This window comes from Vibrio sp. SCSIO 43133 (genome assembly GCF_023716845.1).
In the GTDB taxonomy this organism is placed as follows: Bacteria; Pseudomonadota; Gammaproteobacteria; order Enterobacterales; family Vibrionaceae; genus Vibrio; species Vibrio mediterranei.
This window is the reverse complement of record NZ_CP068025.1, coordinates 1719598-1741007: the sequence shown is the minus strand read 5'-3', so window position 1 is coordinate 1741007 and position 21410 is coordinate 1719598. Positions and strand designations below refer to the sequence as shown.

Annotated in this window: 22 protein-coding genes; 10 read left to right on the top strand and 12 right to left on the bottom strand. The window is 44.0% G+C overall.

The annotated features are described in order from the left end of the window. Positions 1-2: 2 nt before the first annotated feature. Positions 3-458, bottom strand: coding sequence for an Lrp/AsnC family transcriptional regulator (locus tag JKJ11_RS24685; RefSeq protein ID WP_252039483.1), 456 nt, complete (start codon positions 456-458; stop codon positions 3-5). A gap of 132 nt (positions 459-590) precedes the next feature. Between JKJ11_RS24685 and JKJ11_RS24680 the strand changes: the two genes are divergently transcribed. Next, positions 591-2402 (top strand): trans-sulfuration enzyme family protein, encoded by a 1812-nt coding sequence (locus JKJ11_RS24680; RefSeq protein WP_252039482.1) that lies wholly within the window; start codon positions 591-593, stop codon positions 2400-2402. 62 nt (positions 2403-2464) lie between these two features. On the opposite strand, the gene JKJ11_RS24675 is transcribed toward JKJ11_RS24680, so the two are convergent. The 3 genes from JKJ11_RS24675 to JKJ11_RS24665 all read right to left on the bottom strand — a co-directional run bounded on the left by JKJ11_RS24675 (position 2465) and on the right by JKJ11_RS24665 (position 5901). Then, positions 2465-3616, bottom strand: coding sequence for a M20 aminoacylase family protein (locus tag JKJ11_RS24675; RefSeq protein WP_240205733.1), 1152 nt, complete (start codon positions 3614-3616; stop codon positions 2465-2467). Between the two features lie 65 nt (positions 3617-3681). Beyond that, positions 3682-4659, bottom strand: a complete 978-nt coding sequence (locus tag JKJ11_RS24670) for a DMT family transporter (protein ID WP_006070079.1) — start codon at positions 4657-4659, stop codon at positions 3682-3684. Positions 4660-4734: 75 nt separating this feature from the next. Further along, on the bottom strand, positions 4735-5901 hold the full coding sequence (locus JKJ11_RS24665; protein WP_006070080.1) for a M24 family metallopeptidase: 1167 nt from the start codon (positions 5899-5901) through the stop codon (positions 4735-4737). A gap of 329 nt (positions 5902-6230) precedes the next feature. Between JKJ11_RS24665 and JKJ11_RS24660 the strand changes: the two genes are divergently transcribed. Then, a complete protein-coding gene (locus tag JKJ11_RS24660; RefSeq protein WP_252039481.1) occupies positions 6231-6908 on the top strand; it encodes a helix-turn-helix transcriptional regulator in 678 nt (225 codons plus the stop codon). Positions 6909-6963: 55 nt separating this feature from the next. Here JKJ11_RS24660 and JKJ11_RS24655 read toward each other — a convergent pair whose 3' ends face one another. The 4 genes from JKJ11_RS24655 to JKJ11_RS24640 all read right to left on the bottom strand — a co-directional run bounded on the left by JKJ11_RS24655 (position 6964) and on the right by JKJ11_RS24640 (position 10891). Next, positions 6964-7920 carry a DMT family transporter gene (locus tag JKJ11_RS24655; RefSeq protein WP_124941699.1) on the bottom strand — a complete coding sequence of 319 codons (957 nt, stop codon included), beginning with the start codon at positions 7918-7920 and terminating at the stop codon, positions 6964-6966. Positions 7921-7922: 2 nt separating this feature from the next. Then, positions 7923-8882, bottom strand: coding sequence for a DMT family transporter (locus JKJ11_RS24650; protein ID WP_062463904.1), 960 nt, complete (start codon positions 8880-8882; stop codon positions 7923-7925). Positions 8883-8891: 9 nt separating this feature from the next. Beyond that, the gene (locus tag JKJ11_RS24645; protein WP_062463906.1) at positions 8892-9662 is read right to left on the bottom strand and encodes a maleate cis-trans isomerase family protein; all 771 of its coding nucleotides are present in this window, start codon (positions 9660-9662) and stop codon (positions 8892-8894) included. Between the two features lie 62 nt (positions 9663-9724). Then, the gene (locus tag JKJ11_RS24640) at positions 9725-10891 is read right to left on the bottom strand and encodes a M24 family metallopeptidase (RefSeq protein ID WP_006070080.1); all 1167 of its coding nucleotides are present in this window, start codon (positions 10889-10891) and stop codon (positions 9725-9727) included. Between the two features lie 390 nt (positions 10892-11281). On the opposite strand from JKJ11_RS24640, the gene JKJ11_RS24635 reads away from it, so the two are divergent. The 8 genes from JKJ11_RS24635 to JKJ11_RS26055 all read left to right on the top strand — a co-directional run bounded on the left by JKJ11_RS24635 (position 11282) and on the right by JKJ11_RS26055 (position 17909). Further along, positions 11282-11668 (top strand): RidA family protein, encoded by a 387-nt coding sequence (locus JKJ11_RS24635; protein ID WP_006070086.1) that lies wholly within the window; start codon positions 11282-11284, stop codon positions 11666-11668. 69 nt (positions 11669-11737) lie between these two features. Further along, positions 11738-12907 carry a diaminopropionate ammonia-lyase gene (gene dpaL, locus JKJ11_RS24630; RefSeq protein WP_006070087.1) on the top strand — a complete coding sequence of 390 codons (1170 nt, stop codon included), beginning with the start codon at positions 11738-11740 and terminating at the stop codon, positions 12905-12907. Positions 12908-13076: 169 nt separating this feature from the next. Further along, positions 13077-14870 carry a choice-of-anchor I family protein gene (locus JKJ11_RS24625; RefSeq protein ID WP_252039480.1) on the top strand — a complete coding sequence of 598 codons (1794 nt, stop codon included), beginning with the start codon at positions 13077-13079 and terminating at the stop codon, positions 14868-14870. 141 nt (positions 14871-15011) lie between these two features. Next, a complete protein-coding gene (locus JKJ11_RS24620) occupies positions 15012-15614 on the top strand; it encodes a 2OG-Fe(II) oxygenase (RefSeq protein ID WP_006070089.1) in 603 nt (200 codons plus the stop codon). Between the two features lie 216 nt (positions 15615-15830). After that, the gene (locus JKJ11_RS24615) at positions 15831-16535 is read left to right on the top strand and encodes a Crp/Fnr family transcriptional regulator (protein WP_006070090.1); all 705 of its coding nucleotides are present in this window, start codon (positions 15831-15833) and stop codon (positions 16533-16535) included. A gap of 101 nt (positions 16536-16636) precedes the next feature. Further along, positions 16637-16984 carry a hypothetical protein gene (locus tag JKJ11_RS24610; RefSeq protein ID WP_252039479.1) on the top strand — a complete coding sequence of 116 codons (348 nt, stop codon included), beginning with the start codon at positions 16637-16639 and terminating at the stop codon, positions 16982-16984. 37 nt (positions 16985-17021) lie between these two features. Next, entirely contained in the window at positions 17022-17765 is a 744-nt protein-coding gene (locus tag JKJ11_RS24605) for a hypothetical protein (RefSeq protein WP_252039478.1), read from the top strand. A 15-nt stretch (positions 17766-17780) separates the two neighbouring features. Next, a complete protein-coding gene (locus JKJ11_RS26055) occupies positions 17781-17909 on the top strand; it encodes a hypothetical protein (protein ID WP_269458204.1) in 129 nt (42 codons plus the stop codon). Positions 17910-17919: 10 nt separating this feature from the next. On the opposite strand, the gene napH is transcribed toward JKJ11_RS26055, so the two are convergent. The 4 genes from napH to JKJ11_RS24585 all read right to left on the bottom strand — a co-directional run bounded on the left by napH (position 17920) and on the right by JKJ11_RS24585 (position 21100). After that, positions 17920-18771: a quinol dehydrogenase ferredoxin subunit NapH gene (napH, locus tag JKJ11_RS24600; protein ID WP_198558585.1), complete on the bottom strand. Its 852-nt coding sequence runs from the start codon at positions 18769-18771 to the stop codon at positions 17920-17922. A 2-nt stretch (positions 18772-18773) separates the two neighbouring features. Next, positions 18774-19547, bottom strand: coding sequence for a ferredoxin-type protein NapG (gene napG, locus JKJ11_RS24595; RefSeq protein ID WP_006070094.1), 774 nt, complete (start codon positions 19545-19547; stop codon positions 18774-18776). 243 nt (positions 19548-19790) lie between these two features. Next, positions 19791-20243, bottom strand: coding sequence for a bactofilin family protein (locus tag JKJ11_RS24590; protein ID WP_081411526.1), 453 nt, complete (start codon positions 20241-20243; stop codon positions 19791-19793). Beyond that, positions 20147-21100, bottom strand: coding sequence for a M23 family metallopeptidase (locus JKJ11_RS24585; protein ID WP_006070096.1), 954 nt, complete (start codon positions 21098-21100; stop codon positions 20147-20149). Before JKJ11_RS24585 ends, JKJ11_RS24590 begins: the two co-directional genes overlap by 97 nt. Between the last annotated feature and the right edge of the window lie 310 nt (positions 21101-21410).

Genomic DNA, 21410 nt, shown 5'->3' with positions numbered 1-21410 from the left:
ACTTATCTCACTGGCAGCTTCGTCTTTGCTTTTACTTGACCAAAGGCGAAGCTCGATTCGATGGAGGCGATATTTGGCAGGCGAGTTAATTGCTTGCGGATAAACTGCTCGTAGCTTTTTAGCGACTCACTGACTACATGCAACAAGTAGTCGTGGTTGCCCGTCATCAAAAAGCACTCCAACACTTCATCAATCATTTCAATGTGATGTTCAAAGTCTCGCATGTTCTCTTCTGTCGGCTTTTCGAGTTTCACCAATACAAAGACATTAATAGGCAGCCCGCACGCTTCTTGGTCAACACTGGCATGATAACCTCGAATGACTCCTTGCTTCTCCAAGGACCGAACTCGGCGCAAACAGGGGGACGGCGACAAAGCAACCCGATCTGCCAACTCTTGATTAGTTAGCCGAGCGTTGCGTTGCAACTCAGCCAGTATTCTTTTGTCGATCTCATCCATTAGCATTTTCCATCAATTTATAACCAATATACGCAATATAATTGCTCAAAGTTGGTGAGTTACTTCACAAATCGCAATCTTTAACATTTTTATAACACTAAAATTATAAGAGGTACAATAAAGGATGGAACTATGAATACCTCAACTCAACTTAGCCCGCTGCGTAAAACAACCAAACACGAACAAGCAGAAGCTCTTGCCATTGAGCAAGCAAAACACTTTGGCATCGACCCAAATAGTGAATACGGCACCACGCTGGTTGAACTAGCGACCACACTATACAAAGCCAACACGAAAACACACGACCTTTGGGCATTGACCGTTGATGGACTTTCAGAGCTCGACAAAAGTGACCGAATCGCCTGGTTTAACGCCAAGCGATTTTTGTCATTTCAGATCGCGAAGATCCTCGACAACCTGCAAAACCCCATGCGCACTACTTACCAATCCATTGCCACCAATAATGGTCATTTTGCCTCTAAGGGTGCCTACCCTATCTTCGACAATGTTGCCGCTATATTCTCAGCCAGTCCTGTGATTACGCGTACCGCAACATATTTGTTTGCGTGTACCGAATGGATTGAAGATGCATTCAACGGTAAAGAGCCGCTTCACGATATTTACTCTCGACTGCTCAACCCAACATCAATCTCACTGGCTAACCACATGGTTGACCTAGAGGCAGGCTCAAGAGCTAATGAGTACCTTGCATGGAACTTTAACTCTGGCATGGCGGCAATTGATGGGTTGTTGAGCCACTTACTTGGGCATGAAGATATTGTGCTGGCATCACGCAACATCTACGGTGGGTCTTATCAGCTATTAGAAGATTGGTTTGGAAAACCCTCAAACTTGAATGTAGCGGTCGAATGGGTCGATGGTTACTCCGGAGATGAGTTTGCGGCTCGTCTTGATGAGGTTGCCGATAAATACGCCGACCGCCTTGCCGCTGGTAAGAAAATATACGTTTATCTAGAGTCACCTTGTAATCCACATGGATACGTCTTAGATGTTGCTAGCATCAGTAAAGCGGCTCACCTTCGTGGTTGGGACATTATCGTTGACTCAACGGTTGGTACCCCGCTCCTGCACCCAGTGCTAAAACGCGATGACGTGATGGAACGACCTGATTTCGTAGTTCATTCCTACACCAAAGAACTAGCTGGTTCAGGGACCACAACCGCTGGGGTCGTCATCGGCCGTAACGAAGCCATGTTTGTACCAAAAGGAGAAGAAGTCACCTTCACCAAACCTAACGGCGATGAGGTCATCATTCCATGGAACGAAACGCTCTTTTGGAATGTGTATTACATTAAAGGTGCATTCTTAGACGCCGACAAAGCATTTGAAGTACTCAATGGTATGAAAACTTACGAAATGCGTGTGGTGCAGAAAACCATCAATACTCTCACCTTGGCGAAGATCTTCGATGCTCACCCAGACATCAACGTATCATGCCCAGCTCTACCTAACAGTGATAACTACGAACACTGCCAGAACAACATGCACTTGGGCTTGCCTGCGGCTCTGTTTACCATCGATATGGAAGGCAATGGCAATCGCGCACCAATCAATCGTGATGGGTTCAAACAGTTCTTTGACATGCTTGAGCCAGCTATCGGTATGCAGGTAAGTCTGGGACAAACTAACACCGTTGCGCTTTGCCCAGCCCTAACGACCCACTCCGAACTTAGCGACGAAGCGCTAAATGAAGCTGGTATCAAGCCAACCACAATGCGGATCTCCATCGGTTTGGAAGACCCTCGAATGTTTGTCGCTCATATTATCGAGGCAGCCAAACTGTCCATCGATCGTAAACATGTCGACTTCTCATCCAGCTTCCCTTGCGCTGACAGTATCGATGAGATCTACATGCAAACCTACATGGATGTGCACCAGAGGTTTGCTAAGAGTTTGCCGAGGTTTAGTCAGTTATCTGCTTAGTTATCTGCTAACAGTCGATATATAAGAAAAGAGGAGCCAATGCTCCTCTTTTTTGTATTCGATTACTTAGCTAATTGCTGTTCCACTAACGTTTGCCAATAACGCATACCTGTTCCCAAGATATCGTCATTAAAATCATAAAGTGGATTGTGAAGTGCGGTTCCACCACATTCACCGACGCCATTACCAACTAAGATATAGCAACCTTTTACCTCGCGTAGCATGAAGGAGAAGTCCTCACTAATGGTAAATGGCTCACAATTGCCAATAACATTGTCTTTTCCTACAACAGTTTCTGCAGCTTTAATCGCATGTTCTGTTTCCTCTGCAGTATTAATCGTTGAAAGAAAACTATTGTTAAAGTGATATTGGTAATCAACGCCAGCAGATATACATTGACCTGCCACGACACGCTCAATCCCTTTCTCGATTTTGTGAAGAGCTTCATCTGTAAAACTTCGCGTATCACCAGTGATCGTCACTTGCGATGGAATAACATTCACCGTGCCATTTGTCTCAAAGTTTGTAACTGAAATGACCGCAGTTTCGTTGATAGCGCTTAAATTACGAGAAACAATAGTCTGCAACGCTGTAACAACCTGTGCGCCAACCACAATAGGATCGGTTCCCATGTGGGGTAATGCTGCATGACCACCAGTAGCGTTGATAACAATTTCAAAACTACTTTCGCTAGCCATAACTGAACTTGGACGAGTTACAAACTTACCCGCTGGGATACCAGGCAAATTATGCATTGCATATATCGCGTCTATGTTCCAACGAGTAAATAGGCCATCGGCAATCATAGCTTTTGCACCAGTGCCTCGTTCTTCATCCGGTTGGAAGATGAAGTACACGACACCATCGAAGTTCTTACTTTGAGCCAATTCACATGCAGCTCCAAGTAGCATCGCAGTATGACCATCATGTCCGCATGCGTGCATGGCACCTTCGTGTTTAGATGCGTGACAAAACGTGTTTTCTTCTTTAATTCTTAAAGCGTCCATATCTGCTCTAAGACCAATACTGCGATCACTAGTACCTTGACGAAGAATGCCTACAACCCCAGTTCCACCGATTCCACGGTGAACTTCAAGTCCAAACTCTTCCAATTTGTTAGCAACAAACTCAGACGTTTTAAACTCTTCAGTACCAAACTCAGGGTATTGGTGAAGGTGTCTACGCCATTCAATTGCAGATGTTTCTGTGGTCATATCTTTCTCCAGAAAAGAAGCTATCTCCCAAGATAGCTTCCCATATTATTATTTTTTGATTCAGTTTAAGCTTCTTGAGCTTTCAAATTTTCTTCTGATTTTGGCTCTTCTTTAGTCTCATATTTGGTAAAGACATAAAGTGCGACAACAATTAGAGAGACGATAATGGTCTTGCCCATTGCCATTTGTTCACCCAGCGTCAGTACCGCAACAAGGTAACCAACAAGTGGCATTAGGTTTAGAGCCATTGTTGATTTTTCAACGCCAATACGTTTGAAAGAGTAAAGTTGAATGAGGTAACTACCACCTGAAATGCCAGTACCCAAGAAAATCAGTAGTGCAATCAGTAATGGACTAGAGAAGATAATGTAAATTTGAGATAGATCTAGACCCATTGCGAATACGACGAAGATACCCATCACTGCTACAGAAATGTATTGGTAAAGCATTGAAACAACAGAACCGTACTTGTCTGCTAAGCTAGCACGAAGGTGTGCAGTCCAAGCAAGTGCTAGCATCGAGCAGGTCACATATACATAACCTAGTAACGGAGTACCACCTTCAATCGTGTTTGTTGGGCCAACACTCATCGCATAAATACATATGGCCGATGCAATGAACGCACCCCACTGGATTTTATTCATGCGGAAGTTCATAAACATCATGCCAAAGAAGACCGTTGCAAAAGGTTGCATTCCCTGAATAACACCGTTCTCTGTGGCACCGATATGAGCAAGTGAAAGGAAATTAAAGAGTGAGAAAACCCCTTGCCCTACAATGCCACATAGTGCGATTCGACCAATATCTTTCTTGTCGATTTTAAGTGATGAACCCAAATCAACGCTTAAACTTTTACTGCGAGACGTGAAAAAGAAAATAATAGATAGCCCAATCACCGCCGTCACATAACGGAAGAATACCAGTGTCATTGGATCTACCGCCATAGAGAGAGGTTTAGAGACCACACCAGTCACGCCCCAAATACATGCTACTGCTATCGCGGCAACCCACCCTAAAAATGTATCTTTATTTGTTGTGTTCATTTTGAGTCCTTTATGTTTCATATTGTTGCCAACGTCACGAATTTCGTGCGTTGGCTTATCGTTATAAATAATTGATTAATCGATAATGATCAGTTCAGGTTCCGCACGCTCTGATAGCCACTCCGCACCATCTTCGGTAATGACAATGTTTTCTTCGTGAACCATAGATTTACCCGGTGCGTAAACCATGCCCGGCTCTAGCGTCATCACCATGCCTGGCTTCAAAATGGTGTTATCCGTCGCCGTATTTGATGGACGCTCTGTCAGCTCCATGCCCAAACCATGACCCAGACGACCTACGTCATTACCCAGTGCACCGTTCGCTTCTAGTACTTTCCACATCGCGTTATAGATGTCAGTCGTTGTCGCGCCTGGCTTCGCAGCTTCAAAACCTTTTGTCGTCGCTTCATAAGTCGCTCGGTATGCCGCTTTTGTCTGCTCACTCGCATGTCCAAATGCCCAGTTACGGTCAAAGTCAGAGAAGTAACCATCGCGAACGGCACCGGTATCAATGATCAACACATCGCCTGGCTCAATAATGCGGTCTGTTGGGCCCATAATGATGCTGTCGTAACCGTCCGGCCCTGAGCCTGCAATAATGTACGGGCACTCATCGGCACCTTCTAACAGCATGTCAATACGGAACTGTTTGCAAATCTCACGCTCCGTCATCCCTGCTTTTGCATATTCCGGCACCTTTTTGAAACCAACATTGGTGATGCGGCAGATTTCTCGTGTTTTTTCGATCTCTGCTTGAGACTTTATTTGACGAAGCTCATGCATCTCTAAAGACACATCAACAAAGTCTTTCTTAACCATGGTGGTCAGTTGTAGGTAGTTATTCACCGGCATACGTAAGTGGGATTCAATACCCAATGTCGCACCAACTCGGCCATGACGACACGGCAAGGAGTTCAAGGCACTCGCTACCAGACTAATGCCGTCATCTTCTGGTCGAGGCGATGGCCAAGTAATGATGTTGTCAATCCAAGTACCTGCCATACCACTGGCGCCGATTTCTGGAATAATCGCGATTGGTTTGCCTTCCGCTGGCACGATTACAAACCATGGGCGAGTTGGGCTGTGCCAGAACTGAGTATGAAAACCAGTAAAGTAACGAACATTTGGCTCGGTGGTAAAAATCATTGCATCCAGCTTCTTGTCATGCATGACTTTTTGAGCACGTTGGGTACGGTGTTCAAATTCAGATTGGTCAAACCCACGATTCAGAAAATTGTTCATTGGAGCCTCTTTGCTTGTTCTTATTAGACTTAGCTCTGGAGCAATTAAGTCTTATAGTTAATATTTGTGAACGGTATGAGGGCAGTTTACTGATATTTGAGTTAAATAATGTGACCCGGATCCTACAGTTAACTATTGTTCACTATTGAGACTGAAAATCCCTTTTAACTTTGATTTTCATCAAGTTTAGTTTCCTTTAGTGAACTAAAAGGTTAAGAGACATTCGAAATAAGATGAGATTGGTTACATTTAGTTAATGCGTGGGTTGATTTCCAGCCAACATCAAGGGACAATGAATCTCAAGTTAAAGTTAACAGTAGTGGTCTATAATGAATGCATCAGCTTATAAGTCATTTAACGTCAAGTTCACTGAAATTGATCGACAATATCTTGAGTCCAATTTTCGACTAGCGGAAACCATTGCAGACTTTATCGGTCCGCACTGTGAAGTGGTAATTCACTCGTTTGAGAGCTTTGAAAAGTCCGTAGTGAAGATCGTCAACGGACATCACACCGGTCGTGAAGTGGGGTCACCAATCACAGATATGGGATTGCGAATGCTAAGCGCATTCGAAAGGACAGGGGAAGTAACTCCTAAAAGCTACTTTACTAACAGTAAAGACGGCTCACTATTAAAATCAACAACATGTGTGCTTGCAGGAGAAAATGGCAAACCCATTGGGCTGTTCTGTATTAATATGAACTTATCACACCCTTTCCCTGAAATTATCAAAACTTTAATGCCAGATGCTTCATTACCTCATGTTGGTGTACATGAAAACTTTAGCTCTTCGGCTACTGATGTTATTGAGCAATCCCTTGAACATGCGATTGAAGAAGTGCAGAACGACGCTTCGATCAATCTAAAAAGCAAGAATAAGGCGATCACTAAGGTCCTATTTGATAATGGTATTTTCGAACTAAAAGAGGCTACTGGGTTAGCTTCTGAACGTTTGGGTATTACACGCCATGCAATCTATAAGTACATTCGAGAGTTCAAAGGCTAACGGGCGTTTACCCCGGATCCTAAAATTAAGCCTCACAATAAGTGAGGCTTAATTTTCAATTGTTGACGCTTAAAGCCACTTGATGCTTCTTGGACGAAGGCCTAACAAAAATAACCATACCGCCAACAATTAGTCCCATTGCTACCACTCTAAGTATTGTCAGCTCTTCATTAAAAACAAAAGTTCCAATTAAGAAGGCAGATACTGGAATTAAGTTTAAAGCCATACTGCTCCCATCAACTCCAACCCTCTCAATACCATAGATGTATACCAGATAGCCTAATCCGGATACACAAGTTCCTAATATCATTACGCAGAGCAGTTTATAAGAAGGGGTAAGTAATAACTGGATACTGCTAAAATTTACTCCGTCGAAGAGTAGGTAAAAGAAGAACCCCAGAGCAGCAAAACCGAATTGGTAAAACATTGTCTGAGCCCCGCCGTACTTCTGAGCCAATTGTGCCCGTAGGTGAGTCACCGAAGCAAAACTCACCACGCTCAACAAGCAAATGAAATGACCAATATTCAATCCTTGTTGCGAACTTGAAGGTGAGAAGACCAATAACGTCACCCCAACAAGAGCAATAAACGCAGCCCCCATCTGAGTCAAGGTAAACCGCTCGCTATAGAACAGCGTACCCATCAATAGAATGGCAATAGGGACTAGCCCTTGAATAACTCCATTTTCAGAAATAGTAATGTAATCAAGGGAAAGAAAAGAGAAAAAGCTAAATAATCCTTGGCCAACGACACCACATAAAAATAGTTTCAAAACATCTCTACGATTCTGCCAACTAAACCGAAAAACTTGCCTTGATTTTGTTGGCGACTGTCCAAAGAAAAGAGACACTGCCAAGACGATGAATAATACAGCAAAAGCAATCACGTAGCGTAGCCATACCAGGACCTTCGCATCAATGACGCTGAGAGGCAAGGTTGCTAAAGAGCCCTCGGTACCCCACAACAACGCAACTGAAATCGCTGCAATCCATCCCTTAGCAGTGTTTGTCATGGTTAATTACTCTCAGCCAGTTTTGCTTCAACTTCTGGCTCTTTTTTGTGAGCAAATTTCATAAACATCATCATGGAGCCAATAACGACAGCAATGGCTATCAATCTCATTGGCGTCACCGCTTCACCGAGAGCGAAAACGGCAAGCACAAACGAAGATAATGGCATTAAGTTCAGCGCCATACCTGTCCCGTCTACACCTACTCTTTCCATTGCATAGATATAAATTAGGTAACTGATACCAGAAATACCGACACCCAAAATAGTGATGCAAATAATACGCAATGGCGAAGAGAAAATACCTAGAGCAGAAGAGAAGTCCGCACCAACAAATAGTAAGTAGATCCCGAAGCCAATCGCTGCGAATACGAACTGATGATACATGGTCGCAACTGAACCGTATTTCTCTGCAAGCTTAGCCCGTGCATAAGCCATTGTTGAGAAACTCGCTGCACTGGCAAAACAGATTAAGTGACCAATGTTAAAACCGCTGCCTTCGACAGATGGGTCCATGACTAGAATCGCCACACCTGCAAATGCGCCTACCGCCGCTACAATTTGCAGTACGGTAAATCTCTCGCCGTGGCGCAGAAAGCCCACGCAAAGGATGATAATTGGGATTAACCCCTGTATAACGCCATTTTCAGATGCAGTGATATAGTCCAAAGAAAGAAACGACAGGAAACTAAATGCGCCCTGACCAATAATCCCACAAGAAGCAGCCCAAAAGATATCATGGCGATTTTCCCAATTAAGTTTAAAGTCGACTTTTTTCTGTGGCTTACCAATCGCGTTGCTCACCTTGATAATGACAAAAAGGGTCATGAAAGCAACAGTATAACGAACCCAAACTAGCACTTGAGCGTCCATAACTTCTAAGATTGGCGTACCGACAATCCATGGAATACCCCATAACAAACCGATAAATATGGCTGCGATCCAGCCTTTTACTGTATTACTCATTGTTCTTTCCTATAGATTTAGTAATTTTCCGTAACCTGGACATTGAGCTTTCTTACCAACTAGGTGCATGGCATGCCAAAACATAGCCGAGTTGCTACAAACAACCGGGATGTTGAACTTGTCTTCAATTTCTTGGATATGATCTAGAACGCGAAGGTTGGTGCAGGACATAAACACAAGGTCTGCGCCCGATTCAGGTAAGATAGTTTCTAATGCCTCCAACATGGATGCTTTGGAGATCTTGGTAATGTCGGTATCCTTCTCGATCCCCAATGAGCCTAAAATGCATACCTCAAACCCAGCAGCCGTCAATTGGTTGTAGAGAGGGAAGTTCACCTCTGTTGGATAAGGAGAAAATACGGCGATCTTGCGTGCGCCTAAGTGCCTAAATGCAGCTTGAGCAGCAGTCCATGGATTAGTAGCTGGGATATCCCCACGGTTTTTCGTGAGCAGCTGTCCAACCTTTTCTTCCCCAATAATGATTGAGGCAGAGGTACAGCCAAAGGCCATCACATCCATTGGTAAACCCGTTGCTATCAGATCCGATGCTTCACTGATACCCGTGGCAATTTGATCCAGCGCTTCCGGCGTCATTTCACTGCTGTAATAAACACGAGAACTAAATACGCCCGCCTGCGTTCCCAATAACTTTGCCCAATCCATTTCTAGCGAATGGTCAGTGCTGAGTTGAACTAACCCGATATGCACCCGATCAATCCGAGGGGCTTGTGTATGCGACAGGGTAATTTCCCAATCTTTAAACTCTTGTAAGGTTTCCATATTGTTTTCTCGTCTAGGTGCTTCCCTGAATATCAGGCAGACAGAGAAGCACTTTGGGGGGATTAATCGATAATGATCAGTTCAGGTTCCGCACGCTCTGATAGCCACTCCGCACCATCTTCGGTAATGACAATGTTTTCTTCGTGAACCATAGATTTACCCGGTGCGTAAACCATGCCCGGCTCTAGCGTCATCACCATGCCTGGCTTCAAAATGGTGTTATCCGTCGCCGTATTTGATGGACGCTCTGTCAGCTCCATGCCCAAACCATGACCCAGACGACCCACGTCATTACCCAGTGCACCGTTCGCTTCTAGTACTTTCCACATCGCGTTATAGATATCAGTCGTTGTCGCGCCTGGCTTCGCGGCTTCAAAACCTTTTGTCGTCGCTTCATAAGTCGCTCGGTATGCCGCTTTTGTCTGCTCACTCGCATGTCCAAATGCCCAGTTACGGTCAAAGTCAGAGAAGTAACCGTCGCGAACGGCACCGGTATCAATGATCAACACGTCGCCCGGCTCAATAATGCGGTCTGTTGGGCCCATAATGATGCTGTCGTAACCGTCCGGCCCTGAGCCTGCAATAATGTACGGGCACTCATCGGCACCTTCTAACAGCATGTCAATACGGAACTGTTTGCAAATCTCACGCTCCGTCATCCCTGCTTTCGCATATTCCGGCACCTTTTTGAAACCAACATTGGTGATGCGACAGATTTCTCGTGTTTTTTCAATCTCTGCTTGAGACTTTATTTGACGAAGCTCATGCATCTCTAAAGACACATCAACAAAGTCTTTCTTAACCATGGTGGTCAGTTGTAGGTAGTTATTCACTGGCATACGTAAGTGGGATTCAATACCCAATGTCGCACCAACTCGGCCATGACGACACGGCAATGAGTTCAAGGCACTGGCTACCAAACTAATGCCGTCATCTTCTGGTCGAGGCGATGGCCAAGTAATGATGTTGTCAATCCAAGTACCTGCCATACCACTGGCACCGATTTCTGGAATAATCGCGATTGGTTTGCCTTCCGCTGGCACGATTACAAACCATGGGCGAGTTGGGCTGTGCCAGAACTGCGTATGAAAGCCAGTAAAGTAACGAACATTTGGCTCGGTGGTAAAAATCATTGCATCCAGCTTCTTGTCATGCATGACTTTTTGAGCACGTTGGGTACGGTGTTCAAATTCAGATTGGTCAAACCCACGATTCAGAAAATTGTTCATTGGAGCCTCTTTGCTTGTTCTTATTAGACTTAGCTGTGGAGCAATTAAGTCTTATAGTTAATATTTGTGAACGGTATGAGGGCAGTTTACTGACATTTAAGTTAAATAATGTGACCACAGACACAAGGTTAACTATAGTTCACTGAATGACGTTATTTAGAGGTAAAATCGTGATCTAAACCTCACAAAAGTGACATATAGTTAACTTTACCATTGACCAATCGGAATAAAAGTAGTCATATAGTTACCAAGAGTTGATTTTATCTTGAATAAAAAAGCCACTCTCAAAATGACATACGTCAATAAAGTTAACTAAAGTTACCTAATCGGAAATGAAGTTTGCTAACATTCACTTCCGATGTTAGAAGTTAAAGAGGCAAGAGATTAAAAATGAAAACTAAAGTACATACTGACAACGCACCAGCAGCTATTGGCCCTTATGTTCAAGGCACTGTTTTCCAAGATTTAGTGTTTACATCTGGTCAACTTCCACTTGATCCAAAAACAATGGATTTTGTCGAGGGCGGCATTACAGAGCAATCACGCATGTCACTTGCAAATCTAAAAGCAGTACTGGAAGAGGCTGGCGCTTCAATGGAGACAGTTGTTAAAACAACATGTTTTCTATCTAACATGGAAGACTTCGCTGCCTTTAACGAAGTGTACACAGAAGTATTTGGTACAGAAAATGCCCCTTCTCGCTCATGCGTAGAGGCTGCAAGATTGCCAAAAGATGCGCTTGTTGAAGTAGAAGCGATCGCTTACGTCATCAAATAAAATACTACGAAAAGGTCATACCCTCTCGATGACCTTTTTTCTCTCAACTTTATCCATTAAGTGTGCCCTATGCTAAATCTATCTAAAAACTCATTCTTTTCAGGAAATAAAAGCGAACTCTTTAGTGTTGAGCAAGCCAAACAAGCCCGTGCCTTTCATTCTCAGATCGACGGCTACCAACCAACACCTCTCGTTTCTTTACCAGCACTAGCACAGCAACTAGGTGTCAAAGCCATACTTGTGAAAGACGAATCTAAGCGTTTTGGGCTTAACGCTTTCAAAGTCTTGGGTGGCTCATACGCTCTGGGACGTCAATTAGCAAAACACCTTAATGTTGATATTGCAGAGATCGACCTAAAAACGGTTTCCTCCAAACTGGAAGCACCACTAACCTTTGCAACCGCGACCGCAGGTAACCATGGTACTGGCGTTGCATGGGCCGCTCGTGAAATGGGGCAGCAAGCGGTTGTATATATGCCGAAGGGCTCTCCACAAGCAAGTGTCGACCGTATTCGTGGCCTTGGTGCAGAATGTATTGTTACTGAAGTTAACTACGACGATACCGTTAGACTTGCGAATGACACGGCTCAGGCCAATGGTTGGATGTTGGTTCAAGACACTGCTTGGGATGGCTATGAAGAAATTCCAACTTGGATTTCACAAGGTTATATGACAATGGCTGATGAAGCCGTGGATCAAATCGAGCAACTTGGTTTTGAAGCACCTAGCCATGTTATTCTCCAAGCGGGTGTAGGAGCGATGGCCGGTGGAGTACTAGGTTACCTAGCAGATAGATTGGACCCAACTAAGTTTGACACTATCATTGCAGAGCCAAAAGCCGCAGATTGTATCTATCGCTCTGGTACAAGCGAAGCAGGTAATATGGTTAATGTTACTGGCGATCTTAGCTCTATCATGGCAGGTTTAGCTTGTGGTGAACCAAATCCTGTTACATGGCCTATTTTAAGAGATTGCAGCCGCTATTTTATCGCCGTTGAAGATAAGGTCTCAGCAACCGGAATGCGCATGTATGGTAACCCACTCGCAGGCGATCAAGCGATTACCAGCGGTGAGTCTGGTGCGATTACTCTCGGGGCACTAAACGAAATTGTGAAACACGACGGTAATGTTGGCCTTAATGAAGAATCGGTAGTCCTACTCTTCAGTACGGAAGGTGACACAAACCCTGAGCGCTACCGCCGAATCGTTTGGGAAGGTGCTTTCTCGACAAGTGAATAGTATCACTTTATTTTATCCCCCTTTCCAATGCCGCTGTTTAACAGCGGCTTTTTTATCACTCAGTTACGAGAAATAAATTTAAATACTTCACATGGATTATTTATTTAACTACACACAAACGTAACAAAATATATTTATCCTCGGCGAGTTAATTATTCAAGGAGGAAATATGAACTCGCTTAGAACCACTTTTGCTTCGGTTATCGTAGCAAGCATCGCACTATCTGGATGTGCATCAAACTCTTCTTCAAAGACAGCTTTCAATGCCGTTGAGGCGTTTAATATTCAATGTAAAACATCAGTTGTCCCTGAACCTTCAGAAATGTCGATTTCCGGTCTTACCTTGGTCGGCACATCCATCGCAGATGCCCCGTTTGGTACATCTGCCGCAGAGATTGTCAGTTACGATAGCTGCACCGACAAGCTGTATGTGGTCAATGCACAAGCAAAGAAAGTCGATGTACTTTCGCTTGATAAACAAGGTAAGCCAAGTTCGACAGGTCAGATTGATCTAGTATCCGCAGCACAGCAATCCGGCATTAAAATTGGCGCAGCGAATAGTGTATCGGCTCATGAAGGACTGGTCGCTGTCGCTATCGAGAATAGTAATAAGCAAGACAAAGGCATTATTGCCTTGTATCGCTCCGATACCTTAGCGCTCATTACCACCTACCAAGCAGGCTCACTGCCAGACATGGTCAGCTTCTCCAAAGACGGCCGTTACCTTGCTAGTGCAAACGAAGGTGAACCCAACGCAGACTACTCTGTCGACCCAGAAGGATCTGTCACTTTGGTCGACCTAAACAATGGACCTCAAAAAGCAGTAGTGACTCAAATTGATTTTCGCGAGTTTAATCAGGGCCAATCTCGTCACTCAGAACTTAGCTCTAAAGTTCGCATCTCTCATCCTAACGCGACTGTTGCTCAAGACTTAGAGCCGGAATATTTAACGTTTGATGATAAAGGCTCGCTCTATGTAGCTCTTCAAGAAAACAATGCGATGGCGACTATTGATGTTGCTTCAGCGAGTGTTAAAAGTATCGTTGGCTTAGGTGGCAAATCTTGGCAAACAGAGAAGCTTGATGCCTCTAATAAAGACAACATTGTGGGCAACTTGAAGAGCTACCCAATGTTAGAAGGCCTGTATATGCCCGACAGCATAGCTAGCTATAGCGTAAATGGCGAAACTTATGTTGTGACTGCGAATGAAGGTGATGGCCGTGAGTATGGTTTCAACACCACACAACAACAATGTGATAAACAAGGTTTCAAGTGGGGCGGTGACGAACAGCAAAATGCTGAGGACTACACTAACAAGCAAGACTTCTGTATCGCTTACGTTGATGAGGTTCGTGGCAAAAAGCTCAAAGTGGATCCGAATCATCCTCTGGCAATCGCTCTAAAAGACAACGCACAATTAGCACGCCTTAAAGTGATCAAGTCAAACCAAACATTGGCAGCAGATGAAAAAGTGCAAGCCTTTGGCGCTCGCTCCTTCTCTATCTGGAATGAAACGGGTGAACGGGTTTATGACAGTGGCGATGAATTTGCCAATATTGTATTCATAAAGGAAGCGAAGTACTTCAACAGCACTAATGATAATAACAACTCCGCAGATGACCGCAGTGATGATAAAGGTGTCGAGCCAGAAGCCATTGAAGTTGCAAATATTAATGGTCGTCACTACGCGTTCATTGGCTTAGAACGTCATGGCGGCATTATGGTCTATGATGTTACAGAACCTGCACAAGCCCTGTTTATCACCTACGTTAATAACCGTGACTTCTCCCAGTCAGTTTGCACTCAAGTAGATGATGGCGATTGCGATAATGACCAATACAACCCAAAGGCAGGCGATCTTGGGCCTGAATCCATCGAGTACTTCACACGTCAGGGCAACCACTTCATTGCCGTCGGTAATGAAGTCAGTGGTACAACATCGGTCTTTAGAATCGATCTTTAATCACGCCTTAGGCTCTGACCGTTTTGTCAGAGTCCAGAGCATAACCGTGTTAATCGTCACGACAAAAAAACAGATTTGATGACAACGGGTTAATTATCTATAAAGCGCCTCCTGTTTCTTATAACCACGGCGGCGCTTATCATGCAAAAGCTCATCGATTCTTTATTCTCTCAAGGCTATTACATTTGGGACGATTTTCTGTCTCCCGATCAAGTTGATGCGCTCAAAGAGTGTCTGCCAGAGAACTGGAAAAAAGCGTGTATCGGTCGCAACGACGAAGTCATGCGTGAAAGCGCAATTCGCAGTGACAAAATCTGCTGGCTATCGAGCGATCTTGGTGAACCAGTTCAACAATTTCTTAGTAAGATGGAGATCATTCGCCAAGCCGCAAACCAGAATTTTTTCTTGGGCCTATTTGAATATGAAGCGCACTTTGCAAAATATGAAAAGGGTGATTTCTACCAGAAACACCTAGATTGCTTCCGCGGTAACGAGAATCGCCGTTTGACGACAGTGTTCTACATGAACGATGAATGGACAGAGCAAGATGGTGGTGATTTAGTTGTCTACGACTTAGATGACAATGAGCTGACGCGAATCAAACCAAAATCAGGCCGATTATTTGTGTTTTTCTCAGAGCAGTTCCCTCACGAAGTACTGCCAACTCACCGCGAGCGTTTTAGCATCGCAGGTTGGTTCAGAACCAATGGTGTAAAAGACAACATGTTGGATATAGCTCAGTAGCCATCATCCCCTACTAGGATGCTATTCCATTCTGCCGGTCATAGGTGTTTTCGAACTCAATACATCACTTTAATCAAATTAATTGCTAGAAGTGTCCGCCACCGGATACTTCTTCTCTACATTCCCCTATACACTCTCCCTCAACGACGGCAAGAAACGCATTCATAATGTCCGTAAGCCTCTATAATCTATAAGAAGATATAAGCAGAGGCGGTTATGACAAAGACGATAGCGGTTGAACAATTGAGATGGACGACGTCGTTGTCGCCAGAGTTGTCACAAGAACTAGTTTCTGTAGCCCAGCGAATTTCAATCGAAGACCCTGCGTTGGCAAGCTCAAGTCTCATAAATAGAGGCATCAACTTTATAGAAAGTGGAACATTAGCGATTTGTATACAAACTCCAAATTTAAAAACTGCAAATTGCCTATTAGTGGGTCAAGATGGCTGGTTCGGAAATTATATTGACCCCAATGCCTCTTTGTTGCCTTTTATATTTATTGAAATAGAACCTTGTAGCATTATTCATTTTAGTAACCAACGCTTGCGTCCAATATGTGAAAAAAATGCTGAAATCTACAAGTGGTTTTATTCATTAACGTTTGAGTCAAAAGAGAAATGGCTACAAAGCCAGTTGATATATAGCGCGAACATCACAGAAAGAATTGTTTATCAGTTGATAGATATATTGGCTCATATGAACACCAAAGAATCGATGGTCGAAATTTCAGTGTCACAACAACAATTAAGTGACATGACAGGTATCGCACGCCAACGGGTAAATGAAGTAATGAAAGAACTAGAGAGAAATCATCTTGTTACGTTATATAGAGGCAAGATTCGCATCGATTCGCCACAGAGGCTAGCTGCTTATATGGACGGCATTGATCTAAGTATACGCGATCCAAGACTGTATATTTAGTCGTTACCAATTCTATCCAATAATGTGACTACATTTTTGGGAAATGCTTAAACAACTTTTATCAGGTTCTCCTGAGGAACAAACACAGCTGTAGGTTATATATGCCGTTTATCTATGCTATTAAAATTCACACTGATACCAAGGATGACGTAAATAAGAAATTTCGTGTTAATAGACTTGAAGGTGAGGTTATCGTTGACCATTTGGGTCAGGTTTATATTTGCCCTCAGTTAAGTACGACTAAATGGAAATTTTACCCAAAGTCTAGCCAACTTATCGTTAGACAGGATCAACGCTGGAATACTGTTATTGAAGAAACGCTGCTGTTTATGGAAACGCACTATTCCGTTTCAGTAATAGATAGAAAACCAAGCTGGATTAATATCAGCCAACCTTTTCGATGTCCCAAAATGGCTCTGTATATCAAGAGTCTGGATTTCGTCGCCTAAGTAAACTCGAAGACCATTTTCAATTAAGAGAAACTCTATGAATGTACTACGCTCGTTGTTTTGTTTTGTTACCCTTGGAACCGTCAGTACGTTACTTGGGTGTGGAGGAAGTAGTCCAACTAATCCAGAAGCTACCCTACCGCAACCTCAAAGTATGGTTATTCGTACATTTGACTTTATCGCTAGTCCCAGTGAATACACTGAAACTGACGTAATTGCTATGTCTCTAAAGGGAGAGAAACATGACTTGTTGAAAAACCAGTACTCTCGTCATATCGGTTACTCGAAAACCGTACAATTTCGAGACACAGACGACTTGGTTAACTTGTTAAACATTGAACTTATAAGTCGAAATGAACAGCAGGTGCTAGCTAATACTCAAATTGAACTAGTGGATAAAGCTCGCTATTGGGTTTTTAGTCTAGGTAATACCGACACCGATGACTATCAACTATACGCTCTACACCAACCCAACGTTCAACCCGTGGACGGCAAAGTGCCCGTTTTTATCCTAGATCTTGATGTTCACAAGCATATAGGTAAAACCGCGGTTCACATTGGTCAACAATCGCCGCCTATTGATATCTCGTCACACGGTGACTTCAAACAAATAAATATGTCAAAAGATCTTATGAATTTTGACCTCACCGTAAACTACAGCGACACCACGACCTTGGACTGCACAGTTTGGACTCCAGAAAAAGACTCAGTATGGAACGATAGTGCTTGGGTGGTATTCATCGTAAATGAACAGTGTCATCTTCGACATGTTGACCAGTAATTTAAAGGTATGATCATGCTCAGCATCTTATTAGCCGCTTATGTGTCCCTAGCCAATATTCACAAACACGCCATTGATAGAAAAGTAAAAAGCAGCAAACTTTTAGAATGGAACGTTACAGAGCCTAGACGCGACGTTCCATAACTTATGACTTCTAACTATGGTCTTGCTTTGAACTCGCAGTAAACTCGAGTACTTTTTCAGCACAAACATCAATGCAGCGCCCACAGCTAATGCAATCTTGGCTCATAACACGTCTGTCCCCCTGTTTAAGGGGCTGCCTAAGAACATCGGGTTCAGGGCACACGTTATAACAATCCATACATTTAGTGCACGCCTCGCGGTGAGTTGCTTTAATTCTGATAACGCTCTTACGACCGATGACGCCGTAAGTTGCACCCAGTGGGCACAAATGCCCGCACCAACCGTGTTCAACCAAAACGAGATCAAGTAAGAAAACCAATAGAATCAGTATCCAACCAGCACCCATCCCAAATACCAATCCACGATGTAACGATGCCACAGGATCAATCCACGCCCACAACAGTGAACCAGAAACAGCACTACCCAGTAGAATCACCGGAATCAACCAATAGCGAAGTTTTGGAGACCATTTATAACTTGCCTTAAGATTTAGTTTACGTCGCATCCACGCTGCTAAATCGGTGACCATATTGAGAGGGCAAACCCAAGCACAGAACGCACGAGGAGCAATAAGAGCGTAAAACACAACAACAATGGCAACACCAATGAGAGCGTTCACTTCTGGCCAGTGCCCTGTGGCCAATGTTTGCATCACGAGGAGTGGATCACTGAGAGGAATCACCCCAAATAACATGCTGGATGATAGGTTGCCTTCAAGAATTCCCCATGTTGGCCCCACCATGAATAGACCTATGATGGCCAGTTGGCATAACCTTCTTAAAATCAAAAAACGATGTGCCTTCCACCAGCCAAGCTCTTTTATCGCATCTTTACCCGCATCTTTTGCGCGATTCTTAGCCATGGTTATTTCCTCCCGTCATTAATGCGGATGTGCTCACTCGGCGCTATCTCTGGTGTTTCAGGGAAGGTACCATCGCGAAGTTCTACCTTTTCTTCCCATCCAAGCTGATAGTGGTCGCCCATATGGCCTTTAGCGAGTTCAATAGGCACAACCTTTATGACAGGTACATCGGTAACACATGCCTGCTCACATTTACCGCAGCCTGTACAGTGGTCAGAGTGAACCGTTGGAATAAACTTGGCATGGTAACCAGTGCGCTGGTTGCGAATTGGCTCAAGGGTAATTGCTTTATCGATGACCGGACACACTCGATAACAAACATCGCAGCGCAACCCCTGCCAGTTCAAACACTCTTCATGGTCAATAAGTACCGCGAGCCCCATACGGGAGTCGTCGATATTAGTAAGTGAATGATCAAGCGCACCACTTGGACACGCCACCACACAAGGAATGTCCTCACACATTTCGCAAGGAATATCACGGGCGGTAAAATATGGCGTTCCTGATGCTACAGGAGATAAAAGGGTTGCAAGCTTTAGCGTATCGTACGGACAGGCCTGGACGCATAAACCGCAGCGCAAACACGCTTGGTCAAATTGGTCGCCAGCAAGCGCTCCAGGTGGCCGAATAGGCACTCCTCCACTGGTTTTTGCTTGCCCTTGCTTGGATTGTAACCCTAGTAAAGTCGCCGCAGCGCCAACACCAACAGCTGTTCTCGCTGCGTCACGTAGAAATCTGCGACGGCTTTCAGAAGACTTATTGTTTTGCCTAGACATGCTCAGATCCTTTCACTTTTAGTCAAAGGTATTATTTAATTATACTACTTCCGAGCTCATTCAGATGAGCTGTATTAGGCGAATTGTAACTCTTCTAACTGATGTCCCTACTATACGAAAGGGTTATACTGAAGGTTGATTGATTAATATCAACAATGGATAACTATCGTTATCACAAATTGAGAAATTAAGGTTGTAGTTCCAGAAGATTGAGGTGCAGCAAGGGAGCCGCACCTTTCGTGCTTAAGCGCTCTTTTTAATGTCGTTTTTTGGACCACTTTTCGGGTTGATTGGCAATTTTGTTTCCGTCGTCTCTTTTGATTTTAGACTCACTACTTCATCATCCGGAAACTCTGCCGTTTCGCCAAAGAATTTACCGCCCGGTTCAATACTCAAGTTGTTACTCCAGACTTTGCCCTTAACTCGACCATTAGCGAGAATCTGAATATGCTCCGCATGACAATTGCCTTCGACAATACCGTTAACAATTAACTGCTTTGCGAATATTTCACCTTTCACTCGTCCCGACTCAGCAACAACTAATGAGCCTTCGACGTGAACTTGTCCATCGACGATTCCATCGACTTGAATATCACTTTCTAATTTGAGTTTTCCGCTAATAGTACAGCCTTTGGCGATGAGAGTTGCAGCTGCTGAGCGACTCTTTGTTCCACTGTTTTTACTAAAGATTCCCATCGTATTCCTCGTTCCTTTTTAAAGATATCTTCAAATTCATGTACACCCCATTCCACAAAAGGCCTAGGGTTTAGCGCTCGCCCAACAAAGCGAACTTCATAGTGTAAATGCGGTCCAGATGACAGACCTGTGTTGCCGGAAATGGCGATCAAATCCCCTTTACGGACAAATTGCCCATTCTTAACTTTGAAGCTCTTAAGATGTGAGTAAGAACTGGAAAAGCCGAATGAATGTTGCAGTCGAAGAAAGTTGCCAGAGCCTTTACTACTGCGCCTCGTTACCTCAACCACGCCGTCTGCAGGTGCGTAGATTGATGTGCCTGTGTTCACAGCAAAATCCAGCCCTCGGTGCATTTTAACTTTCCCGGTCACAGGATGAGTACGCTTGCCAAATTGAGACGACATTCGATGTTTCCCCACGGGCGAACCGCTCGGGATCTGGGTCAACATCACCATTCGGATATTAGAGTGGATTGCCGCAGCATCCAGACGGGACTCCAACTCAATATCACCGCCTTGGTCAGACACTCCCAGTACTTTCTCTAAATCAGAAAGTCGTTCAGAGACTAACGCTATGCGCTCTTCTCTATCAGATAGGTCGTTCTCTAAGGTTTGTTTCAGGTCCTGCAAATTTGCCAGTTCGTCACCCAATGTTTGCGACTCACTGGCAAGCTCTTTTTGTTTGAGCTCAGCGTAATCCACAACTTGATAAAGGTGTTGAATAAGCAACGCGCCGCCAAACACCACCGCAACACTGACTCCAAGCAAGCTTTTTAAGCTCCGGCGCATCGATTTACTCAACTGCCAGTGCTTGGAGCCGTTAATGGTTGAAACTGAAATCGTTAGTTGGTCTTTCATGTTTGATGCTGTCTTATCCGTGACTGTTGCAGAATTTCCCTACAAACCAAGTTCACCGTATTGCTTGATTTTATTGAACTAAGCGTTAATTTACGGAATACAGATGACAGGTACTAGTCAGAAAGTGCAATGAAATGTCAGGACGTGACTTTGTGTCAAACAATCAATAAAAACTATATGTTAGGTTTAACAACTGGTTAAAAAGATCCGCGCCAAAGTAATCATATTCTGCTCCCCATCTGACAGCTTGTCAGACTCCCCCTGAAATTAATCACTATCTCACCTCCCAACGAATACCAATATCCAAAAC

Bases quoted from the DNA above. Each gene is read 5' to 3' on its own strand.
- JKJ11_RS24685 (WP_252039483.1), bottom strand. From the start codon at position 458: ATGGATGAGATCGACAAAAGAATACTGGCTGAGTTGCAACGCAACGCT.
- JKJ11_RS24680 (WP_252039482.1), top strand. From the start codon at position 591: ATGAATACCTCAACTCAACTTAGCCCGCTGCGTAAAACAACCAAACAC.
- JKJ11_RS24675 (WP_240205733.1), bottom strand. From the start codon at position 3,616: ATGACCACAGAAACATCTGCAATTGAATGGCGTAGACACCTTCACCAA.
- JKJ11_RS24670 (WP_006070079.1), bottom strand. From the start codon at position 4,659: ATGAACACAACAAATAAAGATACATTTTTAGGGTGGGTTGCCGCGATA.
- JKJ11_RS24665 (WP_006070080.1), bottom strand. From the start codon at position 5,901: ATGAACAATTTTCTGAATCGTGGGTTTGACCAATCTGAATTTGAACAC.
- JKJ11_RS24660 (WP_252039481.1), top strand. From the start codon at position 6,231: ATGAATGCATCAGCTTATAAGTCATTTAACGTCAAGTTCACTGAAATT.
- JKJ11_RS24655 (WP_124941699.1), bottom strand. From the start codon at position 7,920: ATGACAAACACTGCTAAGGGATGGATTGCAGCGATTTCAGTTGCGTTG.
- JKJ11_RS24650 (WP_062463904.1), bottom strand. From the start codon at position 8,882: ATGAGTAATACAGTAAAAGGCTGGATCGCAGCCATATTTATCGGTTTG.
- JKJ11_RS24645 (WP_062463906.1), bottom strand. From the start codon at position 9,662: ATGGAAACCTTACAAGAGTTTAAAGATTGGGAAATTACCCTGTCGCAT.
- JKJ11_RS24640 (WP_006070080.1), bottom strand. From the start codon at position 10,891: ATGAACAATTTTCTGAATCGTGGGTTTGACCAATCTGAATTTGAACAC.
- JKJ11_RS24635 (WP_006070086.1), top strand. From the start codon at position 11,282: ATGAAAACTAAAGTACATACTGACAACGCACCAGCAGCTATTGGCCCT.
- dpaL (WP_006070087.1), top strand. From the start codon at position 11,738: ATGCTAAATCTATCTAAAAACTCATTCTTTTCAGGAAATAAAAGCGAA.
- JKJ11_RS24625 (WP_252039480.1), top strand. From the start codon at position 13,077: ATGAACTCGCTTAGAACCACTTTTGCTTCGGTTATCGTAGCAAGCATC.
- JKJ11_RS24620 (WP_006070089.1), top strand. From the start codon at position 15,012: ATGCAAAAGCTCATCGATTCTTTATTCTCTCAAGGCTATTACATTTGG.
- JKJ11_RS24615 (WP_006070090.1), top strand. From the start codon at position 15,831: ATGACAAAGACGATAGCGGTTGAACAATTGAGATGGACGACGTCGTTG.
- JKJ11_RS24610 (WP_252039479.1), top strand. From the start codon at position 16,637: ATGCCGTTTATCTATGCTATTAAAATTCACACTGATACCAAGGATGAC.
- JKJ11_RS24605 (WP_252039478.1), top strand. From the start codon at position 17,022: ATGAATGTACTACGCTCGTTGTTTTGTTTTGTTACCCTTGGAACCGTC.
- JKJ11_RS26055 (WP_269458204.1), top strand. From the start codon at position 17,781: ATGCTCAGCATCTTATTAGCCGCTTATGTGTCCCTAGCCAATATTCAC.
- napH (WP_198558585.1), bottom strand. From the start codon at position 18,771: ATGGCTAAGAATCGCGCAAAAGATGCGGGTAAAGATGCGATAAAAGAG.
- napG (WP_006070094.1), bottom strand. From the start codon at position 19,547: ATGTCTAGGCAAAACAATAAGTCTTCTGAAAGCCGTCGCAGATTTCTA.
- JKJ11_RS24590 (WP_081411526.1), bottom strand. From the start codon at position 20,243: ATGGGAATCTTTAGTAAAAACAGTGGAACAAAGAGTCGCTCAGCAGCT.
- JKJ11_RS24585 (WP_006070096.1), bottom strand. From the start codon at position 21,100: ATGAAAGACCAACTAACGATTTCAGTTTCAACCATTAACGGCTCCAAG.